Origin of the sequence: Mucilaginibacter sp. OK283, assembly GCF_900110415.1 — a bacterium.
In the GTDB taxonomy this organism is placed as follows: Bacteria; Bacteroidota; Bacteroidia; order Sphingobacteriales; family Sphingobacteriaceae; genus Mucilaginibacter.
The window spans coordinates 225474-239654 of sequence record NZ_FODR01000007.1 but is presented as its reverse complement, the minus strand read 5'-3'; the positions used below and the strand labels follow the sequence as shown (position 1 = coordinate 239654).

Below are 14181 nucleotides of genomic sequence, written 5' to 3'. Positions count from 1 at the left end.
GTGCAAAAAAACATCTTCATTTCATAGATCAAGGTATGTAGCATGTTATAGCTGCTGCCATGAACAATGATCCATTACCCATGAACTAAAACCCACTACACATTCCCCCCATTTATCTACACAAGCTCTCCTGATGTCGCATTTATTTTAAGTGGATGAAAATAGGGTGCAATTTCGTTGCAAAGAAAATGTACCCCCTGATGAAGAGATTTTCCTTATTGTTATTTACCATCGTAGCTTTAGGCCATTCGGCCACACAGGCGCAGCAAACACAAAAAAAGCTAAAAGACATTATCGTCAACCACTTTTTTTTGTGCACGCTTGATCAAATGCTTGATACTATATCAACCACCTACCAGATCCGTATTGTGTATGATAAAAACCAACTGGAAGGTATGGATGTGGTTGAGCATTTTTTTGAAGAGCCTTTAAAAAACATTATCAAACAGGTTTGCCAGGAACACGATTTGAAGTACTGGATTGAATCTACCGGCACCATTTACATCCTCAAAAACACCGACGACCTGGCCCGGCTGAAAAAACTAAACCAACTTTCGTTGCAGGCGGCGAATGCCAAAATAAAACGTAAAAAGACCGATGATGACGACCCGGACATAGCGCCAAAGATAGCCCCCAAGCATTTTATGTTCAGCATAAACGGGCGGGTGATCGATCAGCTAACCGGCGAGTCGCTTCCATCTGCTTCGGTGAAGATCCGGAACTCCGACCTCACGGCAATGAGTAATTCTGATGGTTACTTTACTTTTTTACGGGTACCCTCAGATACCTGTGTTGTCGAGGTATCCTATTCGGGCTACCAAACAGACTATTTCAGGCTTAGCAGCGATAAAATCAACAATACGCTTATATGCGGGCTGTACACATCGCTAAACACCTTAAATGAAGTTAATATTACCGGCAAAAAAAGCGGAGTTATGAACACTGATAGCAGGCAGGTGGGCGTGCTCCAGCTTTCGCCGGCAAATTTAGATAAGCTGCCAACCATGGGCGACAAGGACATTCTGCGTGCCTTTCAGCTGATGCCTGGCGTGAGCGGCACAAACGAATCATCATCCGGGGCCTATGTGCGCGGGGGTACGCCCGATCAAAACCTGGTTTTACTGGATGGCTTTACCGTTTACCAGGTTGATCACTTATACGGCTTTTTTAGCGCCTTCAACGCCAGTGCAGTTAAGGATGTGCAGCTTTATAAAGGCGGCTTTACCTCCAAATACGGCGGCAGGCTATCAAGCGTTACCGAAATTAACGGCAAAGAAGGCAATAAAAACGAAACCAATATGGGTGTCGACCTGAGCTTACTAAGCGCGAGCGGCTTCCTGGAGACACCGTTATCAAAAAATGAAACACTGTTGCTTTCCATCAGGCGGTCATACCAGGGGCCTTTTTATAACAAGATATTTAACCAGTTTAACCAGACAACAACATCGCAGGGCGGTGGTTTTGGTGGCGGCGGTTTTGGCGGCCGTGGTGGTGGCGGCTTTGCCAACCAGGTAACGCCGGCCTCGTATTTTTACGATGCCAACGCCAAATACACATATACCATCAGCGATAAGGATAAACTTTCGGTAAGCTATTATTCCGGAACCGATAAAACCGATAACAGCCGTACCCTTGGCTTGCCTCCGGGCCTTTCAGGATCGGGCAGCGGAATTGGCATTACCGATTACACCAAATACGGCAATCTTGGCGGCAGTGTAAAATGGTTCAGGCAGTGGGGTAAAAAACTATACTCCAACAATTACATTACCTACTCCTCCTATTTCAACAACCGGGAACGCGCCAGTTCGGGTGGCTCATTGCTGGATAGTAATGGCATTGCCCACACCTTTAGCAACAGCACGGTAGAAACTAATCACCTTAAAGATGTTGGCTACAAATCTGAATGGGAATGGCAAGCCGGCGAAACCTACAAGCTGCTTTTTGGCGGCTTTGTTAACTACAAAAAAATTGATTACGAATACACCCAAAACGATACCGGCAAACTGATTAACCAACATAACAACGCCATGCTGGAAGGTGTTTATGCCGAGCTTTCTATCGACCCAAACAACAACTTCCATATACAGCCAGGCTTGCGGGCCAGCTATTACGGCCCAACTGGCAAGCCTTATTTTGAACCCCGTGTATCGGCCAGTTATAATTTGAACGAGCATTTTACGGTAAAGGGTGCTACCGGGCAGTTTTACCAGTTTGAAAACCAGGTGATACGGCAAGACATCCTTGCCGGCGACCGTAACTTTTGGGTGTTATCCAACGGCAGCAATATCCCGGTTGGTATGGCCAGGCATTATATAGGCGGCCTTAGCTATGAAAATGATGAATTTTTGATTAGTGTAGAAAGCTATTACAAAACTTTAACCGGGCTTACGCAATACACAGTGAAACAAACCCAAACAGGTGGCGGTGGCTTCCGGATGGCCGCACCGCAAACACAAACTGTTACTGAAGATTTTTATACAGGTACCGGTCGCGATGCCGGTGTTGAACTGCTGATACAAAAAAAGCTGGGCAACTACACCGGCTGGGTAAGTTATACACTTGCCAAAGCCCAGAATAAATTTGCCGCCTTTGGCGATTATTATTACGACGCTAACCAGGATGTAAGACATGAGTTTAAATCCATCAATATGTACCATTACAACAGGTTTAACTTTGCAGCAACATTCCTGTTCAGTACCGGCAGGCCGTATACTGCCCCCCTATCAACTTACACCATTCAAACAGCCGATGGCAACAGTAAAACTTACCTGAACATCAGCGACAAAAACGGCGAACGCCTGCCTGCATACCACCGTTTGGATATGTCGGTATCATATGATCTGCTGAAGATTGATGGTCACAAAGTAGGTTCGATAGGCCTGTCGTTCTTCAACGTTTACAACCATACCAATACCTGGTATAAAGAGTACCAGGTGCAAAACAACCAGGTGATAACCACCAATGTAAATTACCTGGGCTTTACCCCCAACCTAACACTCAGCTTAAGATGGAAATAAAAACATATACACGCTATATCGCATTGAGCTTAATAGGCAGTTTAATACTGCTGGCATCGTGTAAAAAAAATCAGTCGGATATACTGGCTACCAATAAACCGGTGGTAGAATCATACCTTATCCCCGGCCGGGTATTAAGTATCAAAGTTTACCAGCAAAAGGCCCTTACCGATACTACAACTTACGGCGCGGCACTTACAGGTTTAAGCATCAGCGTATCTGATGGCAGCAAAAGCGTCAAGCTAACCGAAAGCGCAAGCGGCACATATACCTATGCCGATCAATCGTTTATCACCACGGGTAAAACGTATACCATGCAGTTTACCTATGCCGGAGTAGCAGTCAGCGCTACTACTATTATGCCGGGCAAACCTGCAGATTTTACCCTATCGGATAGTATATTTCATGTTCCCAGCACTATCAACCCTTTATATGCCGATGTGGCAAGGGCCACCATTAAGTGGAGCAACCCCGATTCGCTGTACCACCTGTTGGTGTTCAAAAACCTTGATAACGACCCCTATTATATATCTTACATCCGCAGTGATAATAAGCCCAGCTTCCAGATTAACGCGGAGCGCGCATCTTATTACAACCTGGTACAATCGTCATTTAACTATTACGGCCATTATAAAGTGATATTAATGCGGGTAAACCAGGAATACATCAATATACTGACAACCAATATCACCCGCGATTCACAGGCTTTGCTCAACGAGCCCACCAACGTTACCAATGGCCTGGGCATTTTTACGGCGATGCAAACAGATACCTTGAGTTTAAGGGTGACAACGCAATAGCTACAACAACGGCGATAAAAGCCTGATTAGCTTTTCGGGCAGTTGTTTAAACAGGGTACGTTTGGCCCAGGTTTTGGGATTTATTTTAACGGCATCTTTAATATCTGTGTAAAAAACATCTCTTAACTGGCCTGCTATTTTATCATCATATATTATGCTGTTAACCTCAAAATTCAGTTCAAAACTTCGTTGATCCATATTGGCAGTGCCAACAATGGCCAGTTGCCCATCGGCTACCAGGGTTTTGGCGTGTACAAATCCTTTTTTGTATAAATATACCTCAACGCCTGCGTCGAGCATTTCGCGGTAATATGACCTCGACGCGGCGTTAACCAACGCTGAATCTGACTTGCCTGGTACGAGCAGCTTAATTTTAACCCCACTACGGGCAGACACATTAATTGCATCCAAAACACTTTCGCCGGGGATAAAATATGGCGACGTTATCAGCAGCTCTTCTTCGGCCATGCCAATAGCCTGGATTAGGGAGAACATGATGGTAGGAATATCCGAGTCGGGCCCGCTGGCAGCAATTTGTACAATGGCTTCGCCTTTAGCGCTTTCTGTCGAACAGAAAAAATCCTTCTCCAGTTTCAGCTTTTTACCCGCGCTAAAATTCCAGTCGCATATAAAAAGGTATTGCAGGTAATATACCCCGGGGCCATTGATACGGACATGCGTATCGCGCCAGTATACTTGCTTTTTGCCGTTGTTATTGATGTACCTGTCGCTTACGTTAATGCCACCTACAAAGCCCGTGCAGCCATCAATCACAATAATCTTCCGATGATTGCGGTAATTTGTCCGGTTGGAGAGTGCGATAAACAGGATCTTATAAAAAGGGTAAGCCTCCACACCGCCGGCTATTAATTCGGGCACCAGGGTGTGGCGTATAGAGCGGCTTCCGAAATCGTCATAAATAAAACGGACCCTTACCCCTTCGGCTGCTTTTTTAATTAGGATATCTTTTATCTGGTTACCAATGTCGCCATCCTCATAAATATAATATTCCATGTGGATATGGTGTTTGGCATTTTTTAAAGCGGTTATTACATCGGGGAATTTTTCTTCGCCGTTGATATACAGTTTTACATCGTTATTGCTGGTTAAGGGGCTATTATCATTTAGCAGCATATGGGCAAGCTTTTTACGGCCTTTTAAATCGTCGTCACCAGTATTCCATGTCTTCTCCGATTCCTGTACAATCTTTTCGCGAATCTCGGCACGTAATTTACTATCGCTCACAATTTTTTTGGAGTACAATTTATTTTTCCGGTAATTGGCGCCCACAGCAAAATAAATAGCCATACCAACTACCGGCACAAGAATGGTAATAAGCAAATACGCGAAAGTTTTAGTTGCCGACCGGATGTCATACAAAATACGAAAGCAAACGAAAACAACCAGAATAAGATAAATGCCAATTGCGGGTAAATACCAGTTCATTTTTAAATTTTGTGATTAGGTTTATTCTCAATAACTGTTTTGCCCAGTATCCGCTTTATATAAATTTTAAGCGAATGACCGTCCCAGCCACTCAGGCGGCCTTTCTGCAGCAACATGGCCTGGTTTTTACCGGCAACCAGCGGGTAACTAAACGCGAAAGGTGCATCGGCCACTGCCCAGCCTTGTATCTGCCCAAACCGCAACACATTTATATTGGTGTTGTTTCCGGCCTTGTTTATAGTATAGTACCCGTTTGAAAATGTGATGAGGCTATTTATTAATTCTTTATTTTGAATGTTGCTTAATAACCCTTCATCTTTAGCATGGAACTGGTAATTCAACGCGTTATCGTTACCATCAAATACCGAACTGTAGGCCGTGTTATAGCCATTGTTTATGGGCGCTACAATATACCAAAGCATGCTGGTAAAGGGTGCTGGTGTAATTAAATAGCCTGGTTGGACCTGATCTTTTTCCAATGTTGCCTGTACCCTGCCGCTTATGTACAATTTACTAAAACCGGCTAAGCATAAATATAAACCGGAGAGCATCATCGCAGCAAAAGCCCATTTCGTACGGCCTTGATAATTGATGTTTTTTAATACCAAAACTACGAAGGCTACAAGCAAACCTATGGTAAATAAAGGGTCGGCCACATAAAGCAGGTTAACCGAAAACCGCTGATGGCTAAACGGTTCCAGCAGGCCGGTACCGTAGGCATTACAGGTATCCAACAAATCGTGCAGCATTAATTGCATACAAAAAAATAGCGCAAGCATAATAAACGGCAGGTAAACCTTATGATGTATCCGCCGGACCAAAAAGGTTAAGGCCAGGCCGACAACTACTGCGAAAACGAAGGAATGGGTTATACCGCGATGAGCCAAAAGCGCCTGTTCAGGCGGAAGAAACAAAGCCCCGGCACTATCAATATCGGGCAGGCTTTGAGCTACAGCCCCCCATAACAGTGCCTGTTTGCCCAATTTTTTACCCAATACAAGTTCGCCAATGCAGGCTCCTAAAGTAATATGGGTAACTGAATCCATTGGCCGGTTTTATATTTTGTTTTGATAATGGTTTTACGCAGATATTGTTTGCGTTTTGTTAATTATTGTAATTGATTAACGCTATCCAACCAGATGTTTAATTACCGGCACCTTGCTCATGCCATATACCAACAGCCACGACAGTAAAAAGCAAACAAAAGCTATTAACGGAATGCTCAACACAGGGTTAAAAATGGTAAAATTAATATCGTTTAAATCAAAGATGCTTAATACCAGGGCATGGCTCAGGTAAATACCGAGGGTATATTTACCCGCATTATCGCAAATGCGTTTTACGGTTTTATTAAGTTTCAATTTGGTGTATTTGGCTATCAAGAAAGCGGATGTAGCCAACACAACCACAAAAGGACCAACCGGTTCATAAAAGAATGTTTTAAGCTCATGATCTTTTACCTGTAAATAGTAGGTACCCCAGCTTATTAAAGCCACCAGGGCGACGAACACAAGGGCGGCAATATACGGCAATGCCCGAAAGTTGAACCGCTTGTAAGTAAGGTAATGACCTAATACCAGGTAGCCAATATAGCCTGTAAAATTATGAATATCTACAGCGGTATTAAAAATGCTTAAATATGGTGTGGCCAACAACATCGCCAAAAACCAAATCACCAGAAAATACAATATTTCCTTTTCGGTAGCATGCTGTACAAACTTGCCTAAGACAGGAATAAACAGGTACAGCCCTATTAACAGGTACACATACCATAAATGATAATACGCTCCTGATTTGAGTTGATTTAAAACAAATTTTACATCGGGCCACAAATGACCGGTAAACGTAAACTCCTCGTTATACAGCCGGTAGGCAACATAAACCAGGCTCCAAAACAAAAAAGGAAGAATAAGCCTGCCGATACGCTTTTTCAAAAAATCTCTCAACCCATATTGGCGATGTAACAACAGCGCCCCGGTTATCATCACAAAAACCGGCACAGCAAAGCGCACAAGCGCGTTGTAAACATCGCCGGTGAGCCAATCATTTAAAGGCACACTTTTATAGCCAAAAAGCAAGGGCGAGGCGGTATGTAACACAATAACGGCAAACATGCTGATCAGCCGCAAATTATTTATCCATTCAATGTTGTGATCTTTATTGTTTACAACCGCTTCGCTAAATTTCATTGGCTAAACTTATGTATTTTTTTGATTTGACAGGATGCATTTTATTTATTGATCAGGGAAATCGACAGCGAAGGTTTCATTTTTTTTAGACACGAATGCCTGTCAAGTCGGCTACAATTCAATCGAATTTCACGAATTTTAAAATTGTTCGGCACCTCCATTTAAGGACACGCAATCGAAAAATTTGTGAAATTCGATTAAATCTGCCCCTTCTGCATTTAAATTCGTGTCAACTCAAATCACAGTTAAACACGAATACCTGTCAAGTCGGCTATAATTTAATCGAATTTCACGAATTTTAAAATTGTTCGGCACCTCCAATTAAGGACACGAAATCGAAAAATTCGTGAAATTCGATTAAATCTGACCTTTCTGCATTTAAATTCGTGTCAACTCAAATCACAGTTAAACACGAATACCTGCTAAGTCGGATATAATTTAATCGAATTTCACGAATTTTAAAATTGTTCGGCACCTCCATTTAAGGACACGCAATCGAAAAATTCGTGAAATTCGATTAAATCTGAACTTTCTGTATTTAAATTCGTGTCAACTCAAATCACAGTTTATGAGAAACGAAAGTTAAATATTTAAATGCAATTCCCTGCTGTAAATGCGCTTCGCCATCATCCTGCCAAAAAACATTATCTTTGCCCCATGCTGTCCAGGTTGATGAAATCTTTATTGGTGGTTACCTTGTTCTTCGCTTTACATATAAGCGGGCCAGGACAGGCACACGCTTATACCGGCAAACATGACAGCAATAAAGCGAGTGTTAAACAAAACACCCGCCATGACCAATTAATTGCCGAGACGAATACCGAAATTAATGCGCCTGCATTACAGGTTACGGTGCATCCGGCAGCTTTCTTTACCGCTGTTGATCTGAGTGCAGCTTACACACTTGCAAGGTTCAACATTAGCCAGGCTTCAAATGTGCCACCCTCCCGGTTTTACCGGCTCATCCTTTTCCCGTTTCATGGTTTCTGGTAAACCCATGCTGATCTAAGTTTTTTAATTCTTCGCGTTTATTACAGCGCGTATTTATTCAATTTTAATTATCAAGCATGAACCATATAACGGAAAATGCCCTGGTTGCGGGCACCCTATTAGCTGTATTTATTATCCCGGTAGTGATCATAACCCGCCGGTCAAAACAAAAAAGATTCGCGGCGCTAAACCAGCGCCTGCAGGCAATTGCAAATGAACATCAACTCAGTATAAGCCGGTCGGAGTTTATCGGTAATAAGATCATAGGCTGGGCACAATCGGGCAAAGCTTTGCTCTTTGGATCGCAGGAAACCGTGACCGTAAACGACCTGAATAACGCTGCCCGCTGCTATGTTTTGAAAAGCATGAATGGCACTGCGGTAAAATCAATCATTTTGCAAATTGCCGACCAGGCAAACCGGCAGCTTTGCAGCATACCATTTTACCAGCAATTTATTGATAATGAATTAAAGCTGAAACAACTGGAAACCCAGGCAAAAGACTGGGAGGCTTTACTGAACAGCCAGTTTCAAAAGTAACTTATCGATTAAAGAATTAAGCCCCGGCGAATTAGCCGGGGTTTAATTCTTTATTCAGTTTTTCACCCTGTTTTGCTCGCTTTCGGCACCGTTTGCATCATGTTTACGCAGGCCGGCAATGGTTTTACCAAAACGATAACTTAACGATAGTGCCAAGTTGCGACTGTCGGAAAGGTTTGTCCAGTTGGCGCGGGTATTTGCCAGGTTATTGATAACGCCGCCGCCATTGAACGTATAAAAAATATCATTGGCCACCAGGCTGACGGTAAAGGACGGCGAAAACTTTTTAGATACCGACGCATTAACACGGCCCCTGCTCACAGTTACAAACTGGGCGTTGGTTATTTTGCTTTGATAACCACCATCCAGTTGGGTTGTCCAATCGTGCGGTAGTTTAAACTTGAATACCGGCCTTACAAAAAAGTATGTTCCCTGCGTGTTTAACGTGCCGGTATAAAACTCGCTTACCGAGTGTATATTGGAAACCCTTGAATATATGTGAAAGTTAAGCCATTTAGCAAGATCGAAACCCGCGTCGGCTGCTATGCCCTTTACCGTTATACTGCCTAAATTGCCTGGCCGGCTATAATAAATACCATTTACAATCTCGATAGTTTCGTTTACATCGTCCTGCGTATTGCTGTAATTTAGCGTTACAGTAACAGTTTTCCAGTTATAGGCCAACTCAATGTTGTTGGTATACGATGGCTTAAGGAACGGATTACCGGTATAATAAGTAAACTTATCCAGGGGCGACAAAAATGGGTTTAAATCCTCGTAATATGGTCTGTCAATCCGTCGTCCATAATTCAGAGTTATGCTTTGTCTGCCTGCTGTATCCAGTTTATATTGCAGGTAAACAGTTGGAAACAGTCCATTATAATTTCGCTTAAACGTTGAATCGGATTTCTGCACATTACCCAACTGATGACCATTTGATGTGGTATTTTCAAACCTTAACCCGGCCTGCGCCGAAAATCGCTTCCAATCTTTACTTGTATTAATATAGGCAGCGTTTATTTGCTCCTTGTAAATAAAGTGATTTGTTTTACCATAATCGGGGTTGGTTACATCGTTAATGGTGTAAAAGTAGTTGGCAATATTATCGGTTTGGGTATTACTGATTTTAAGCCCGGCCTCCAGTTTAACGCCATTATTTAAAGGATGTGTATAATCTGTTTTGGCCGAGTAGATGTGGATATTTTCGGGCAGGTTACCTGTGAGCAGGTCGTTACTTATAACCGTTCCATCCGGTAAATAGCCTGTATTCAAAAACGATTGCTTTGTGCTGTTGTCGTAGTTCAAATAATCAAGGTCGACTGTAAGCTCCTGCCCTTTTTTGTTATACTGATGGCGGTAATTTAGGTTTACATTACCATTCTTAAAGTTAATATGCTCCTTATTATCGGCTACAATAGTCGAATCCAACACGTTGGCGGCATCAAGTAGTTTGCTGGTATTACGGGTATTCACGTCGCCGGGATTTAATAAGCCAAATATATTTATGCCGATTGTAGTTTTATCAGATACATAATAGTCGGCCCCCAGCCTCAGGTTCAGGTTTTTTGTTTGCCTGCGGATAAATGAGTGCTGCAAAAAATTGGAAGCCGGGCTGCCATCATCATTTAAAAAGTACCTGTTAATAACCAGGTCATTAAACGAATTAAAGGTGCTATACGCCAGGTTGCCAAATATGTTGATTTTGTTGTCCCTGAAATTAAAATTAAAACTGTTGATGGTTTTGCCATATTTACCTTGGGTATAATTCATGTTAAGGCCACCGTTAAAGCCTTTTGCTTTATTCCTTTTTATGCGGATGTTGATTACTCCGCCATTCCCGGCGGCATCGTATTTAGCCGGCGGGTTGGTCATTAGTTCAACCTGGTCGATAGTTGATGCAGGTAATGAGCGCAGGTAGTTTTGCAGATCTGTCCCCGATAAGTAGGTAGGCTTATCGTCGATATAAATTTTAACGCTGCCGCTGCCGTTAAGGCTGATACCGCCATTCTGGTCGACGATTACGCCCGGCGATTTATCAAGCACATCCATAGCCGTGTTGCCGCCATTACCAATCATGGCATCTACGTTTACTACCGTCCTGTCAATTTTGTGCTCAACCAATTGCTTTTGGGCTACAACGGCTACCTCTTTCAATTCTTTACCGGCAAGCTGCAAAATAATATCCGGCAGCACCATATCTTTTTCAAACGTAAAAGGTGCGCTTTTATAGTTTTGATACCCTATCATGCTAACGGCCATCTTATACTGTCCGGCTTTTACATTTTTCAAGATATAAATCCCCATAGCGTCTGCCACACCTGTTTTTACCAGTGCTGAATCCGTAAACTTATATAGGTAAACTGTAGCACCATCCAGCGATTTGGCGTCGGTGCTTTTAATTTTACCTGTTATCGTTATCAAATTTTGGGCACTTACCAAAGTTGAGGCAATAGAAAGCCAGGTGGCTAAAATAGCTGCAATTTTTAATTTCATATTGATGGGTATTAGGAGGTTTCTTTTAGGTTGATCTGTTATTTAATCTTAAATACTTTTCAAATTTTGGGCATGGCAATTCCCGTTCGCCTGTTGAGGGCGGGTTAAAATTCATGCAGTCAGGATAATTTAGGGCTTATCGGTGGTGGTTACTTTGGTATCGGTATCGTAATTATTATACAAGGTCCATTGGTTTTTGCCGGTAACGGGCACATACTTTTTCTTGTATTTCTGAAAAACATCATCTGGCTGTTTTACACCGTTGATGATCATTTCACTTTGGCTAAGTTTAAAGGAAACCTTAGGAGCATCAGCATCAATAAGCCCGTCCTTTTTCAATTCGGCAGTCACCACCTCGCCTATACTTGGTTCGGTTGGCGCATGGTAAGGTTTATAGTCGGCTTTGTACACTGACTTATAGTCTTGTTTATTATAGGGCTTGCTGCCATAACTATAAGCGTTTTGTGCAGGCGCGGTTGGTTTTGTATTTTGCGTTCTGCTTTGGTTAATAGAATCGGCTTTTGCCAATTCCTTTTGTTCATCAAGTTTGCTTAGCGTTCCAAGACCACCATGCAATCTGCCTAATTTACTTTTTAGGGTATCCAATGGTTTTGCTTTAGCAGGCGTATCTGCCGAAATCGGGGCAGTTGCCTTTAAAGATGCTGCATGAGTTATTTTTGCTTCTTTGTTTACGTCACCTGGTTTTAAATCAGCATGATGAGATGATGTATCATCAGCATGAAACAACTCTTTTTTAACAGAAACAACCGCATGCGATACTGTTTTACCTGTATTAAGCAGCATTTTATCAATCCTTTTGACATTGCTGAAAGCCATGGTGAGCAAACCGGCGCTTAATAATAACACGGCCAAAACAGAGCGTTCGCGAATATTAAGGCTGTGGTTATTACCCGACGCCATACGTTTAACCCGGTTAATCAACTGATCGCGCTTGCCGGGGAAAGCCATGGCGTAGGCCGGTGCCGACAGCTGGAACTCCTGGCAGCTTACCAGGGCCCTGATGTAGTTTACCTTGCTGCTTGTTTCCAGTACAGCTATGTCATCGCAGCAGTTTTCCCGCTCGGTACGGATCAGGGCCGACAGCCATAGCACGGCCGGGTTAAAAAAGAAAATGATCTCGATGAAGCTTTGTAACAGGTTTATCAAATAATCCCGCCGGCGGATATGGGCCAGCTCATGTACCAGGATAGCCTCAACTTCGGCGGGCGGCAGGGCAGTTAGCAAACCAACCGGGATCAGGATCAATGGTTTCAAGTGGCCAATCACCATAGGTACTTTTGCTATGCCCGATTCTGCAATACCTATTATTTGCTTTATCCCCAGTTTCTGCGACAACAAAGCAACGCGTTCTTTCCAATATTCATCAACAGTAAAAACAGACCTGCGCCGCAAATGATGCAGGCCCTGTAGCCCTGCCGATAACTGAAGACCGCGCGCAAAAACCACCAAAAACCATATTAAAACTATCAGTTGGGCATGGGTATTCACATAGTTTATCCCTTTATCAATTACCGAATCTTGCGTAAACCCGGCAACGCCCAAAACAGGCGCCTGCGGTGTTTGATTATTTGAAGAGTAGCTGGCCGGTGATATTTTACCTGCTGCTGTTTGGTTAATTTCCCAAATAAATGTACCTATGGCCGTTAAAGCAAACAACATCAGCGCGCCTACCATTAACGTGTAGCGTTTTGCCGCTGTTTGCCTGCGGGTAAACACCAATATAAGGCTGGTGATTACAGCAAGTATAACGCCCTGCCACAACGAGTGCAGCAGCGTGTAACTTAAGGCTGTGGTGAAGCCCTGGGGCAGTAATTCATTCAGGTAAGTCATGGTTTATTCCTCCAGTTTTCTTAAAATTTCTTTGATCTCCTGTAATTCCTGGTCGCTTGTTTTTTTGTTGCCCAGCAACTGCATTACCAGTTTACTTGCCGATCCTTTGTACATCGAATCAACAAACTTATCCAGCAAATGCGACTTGGTTTTTTGCTCCTCTTCGGCCACGCTGTAAATATGCTTCATCTGGCTTTCGTCCCGGTTAAGGATACCTTTATCGGCCATAATCTGCATCAGCTTTAGCGTGGTTGTATAATTTACCTCTTTTTGCTTTAGCAACTCATCATTAACCGCACGAACTGTCGATGGGCCTTTTTCCCATAAAACCTGTAATATTTCCAGTTCGGATTTTGTAGGTTCCAGTTGCTTGTTTTGTTGTGTTTCATTCATAACAATTCAAAGGTAGGAATATTTTCGTACGAAACAAATTTTAGGTAATAATTTTTTCGTACCTTTTGAAAAAGATATATAAATATGCCAGGAAGCTTATAAAAATAAATGGCATGGCCGCGCGGAGAGGTCTTTGCCCCTATGCTTCGACAGGCACCCCATGACATGTTGAATTTTTGAAGTGCGCAGGCCTGTCACCCTGAGCCTGTCGAAGGGTCGCGCGGAGAGGCCTTTGCCCGCTATGCTTCGACAGGCTCAGCATGACAACGCTCTTTTAGTATGTCATTTCCCCTCAGAGTTTCCTTGTGCCACCTTTTTTGGCCGGCAATAGGACAAAGATTTGGGTATGCTTAAGTTGTGTAAAACATAGATTTAGTGTTAACCATGATTAAACACAAACTATTTACTATCAAATAGTTATAAAAATAAAATCCAAAATGTGTTAAGTTATGTTAACCCACTT

Annotated in this window: 10 protein-coding genes; 4 read left to right on the top strand and 6 right to left on the bottom strand. The window is 42.9% G+C overall.

The genetic code is table 11. From position 1 onward, the window contains the following. The first annotated feature begins 200 nt into the window (after positions 1 to 200). Both BMX56_RS17610 and BMX56_RS17605 read left to right on the top strand, forming a co-directional pair. Entirely contained in the window at positions 201 to 3017 is a 2817-nt protein-coding gene (locus BMX56_RS17610) for a TonB-dependent receptor (protein WP_090651073.1), read from the top strand. Further along, positions 3008 to 3817: a DUF4249 domain-containing protein gene (locus BMX56_RS17605; protein ID WP_090650915.1), complete on the top strand. Its 810-nt coding sequence runs from the start codon at positions 3008 to 3010 to the stop codon at positions 3815 to 3817. The genes BMX56_RS17610 and BMX56_RS17605 overlap by 10 nt, the downstream gene beginning before the upstream one ends. Here the strand turns inward: BMX56_RS17605 and cls are convergent, their stop codons facing one another. From cls to BMX56_RS17590, 3 genes are all read right to left on the bottom strand, one after another. Then, entirely contained in the window at positions 3818 to 5263 is a 1446-nt protein-coding gene (gene cls, locus BMX56_RS17600; RefSeq protein WP_090650912.1) for a cardiolipin synthase, read from the bottom strand. 2 nt (positions 5264 to 5265) lie between these two features. Beyond that, complete coding sequence (locus tag BMX56_RS17595; protein ID WP_090650909.1) at positions 5266 to 6309, bottom strand: metal-dependent hydrolase; 1044 nt, start codon at positions 6307 to 6309, stop codon at positions 5266 to 5268. 81 nt (positions 6310 to 6390) lie between these two features. Further along, the gene (locus BMX56_RS17590) at positions 6391 to 7452 is read right to left on the bottom strand and encodes an acyltransferase (RefSeq protein ID WP_090650906.1); all 1062 of its coding nucleotides are present in this window, start codon (positions 7450 to 7452) and stop codon (positions 6391 to 6393) included. A gap of 594 nt (positions 7453 to 8046) precedes the next feature. Here BMX56_RS17590 and BMX56_RS17585 point away from each other — a divergent pair. Then, complete coding sequence (locus BMX56_RS17585; protein WP_143065463.1) at positions 8047 to 8445, top strand: hypothetical protein; 399 nt, start codon at positions 8047 to 8049, stop codon at positions 8443 to 8445. Positions 8446 to 8519: 74 nt separating this feature from the next. Next, entirely contained in the window at positions 8520 to 8981 is a 462-nt protein-coding gene (locus tag BMX56_RS17580; RefSeq protein WP_090650903.1) for a hypothetical protein, read from the top strand. A 54-nt stretch (positions 8982 to 9035) separates the two neighbouring features. Here the strand turns inward: BMX56_RS17580 and BMX56_RS17575 are convergent, their stop codons facing one another. The 3 genes from BMX56_RS17575 to BMX56_RS17565 form a co-directional block, all read right to left on the bottom strand. After that, the gene (locus BMX56_RS17575) at positions 9036 to 11474 is read right to left on the bottom strand and encodes a TonB-dependent receptor (RefSeq protein WP_090650900.1); all 2439 of its coding nucleotides are present in this window, start codon (positions 11472 to 11474) and stop codon (positions 9036 to 9038) included. A gap of 129 nt (positions 11475 to 11603) precedes the next feature. Beyond that, on the bottom strand, positions 11604 to 13325 hold the full coding sequence (locus BMX56_RS17570) for a M56 family metallopeptidase (RefSeq protein WP_090650897.1): 1722 nt from the start codon (positions 13323 to 13325) through the stop codon (positions 11604 to 11606). A gap of 3 nt (positions 13326 to 13328) precedes the next feature. Continuing rightward, the gene (locus BMX56_RS17565; RefSeq protein ID WP_090650895.1) at positions 13329 to 13718 is read right to left on the bottom strand and encodes a BlaI/MecI/CopY family transcriptional regulator; all 390 of its coding nucleotides are present in this window, start codon (positions 13716 to 13718) and stop codon (positions 13329 to 13331) included. Positions 13719 to 14181 lie beyond the last annotated feature (463 nt).

Coding starts and splice junctions, on each gene's coding strand:
- BMX56_RS17610 (WP_090651073.1), top strand. CDS start 201: ATGAAGAGATTTTCCTTATTGTTATTTACCATCGTAGCTTTAGGCCAT.
- BMX56_RS17605 (WP_090650915.1), top strand. CDS start 3,008: ATGGAAATAAAAACATATACACGCTATATCGCATTGAGCTTAATAGGC.
- cls (WP_090650912.1), bottom strand. CDS start 5,263: ATGAACTGGTATTTACCCGCAATTGGCATTTATCTTATTCTGGTTGTT.
- BMX56_RS17595 (WP_090650909.1), bottom strand. CDS start 6,309: ATGGATTCAGTTACCCATATTACTTTAGGAGCCTGCATTGGCGAACTT.
- BMX56_RS17590 (WP_090650906.1), bottom strand. CDS start 7,452: ATGAAATTTAGCGAAGCGGTTGTAAACAATAAAGATCACAACATTGAA.
- BMX56_RS17585 (WP_143065463.1), top strand. CDS start 8,047: ATGCAATTCCCTGCTGTAAATGCGCTTCGCCATCATCCTGCCAAAAAA.
- BMX56_RS17580 (WP_090650903.1), top strand. CDS start 8,520: ATGAACCATATAACGGAAAATGCCCTGGTTGCGGGCACCCTATTAGCT.
- BMX56_RS17575 (WP_090650900.1), bottom strand. CDS start 11,474: ATGAAATTAAAAATTGCAGCTATTTTAGCCACCTGGCTTTCTATTGCC.
- BMX56_RS17570 (WP_090650897.1), bottom strand. CDS start 13,325: ATGACTTACCTGAATGAATTACTGCCCCAGGGCTTCACCACAGCCTTA.
- BMX56_RS17565 (WP_090650895.1), bottom strand. CDS start 13,718: ATGAATGAAACACAACAAAACAAGCAACTGGAACCTACAAAATCCGAA.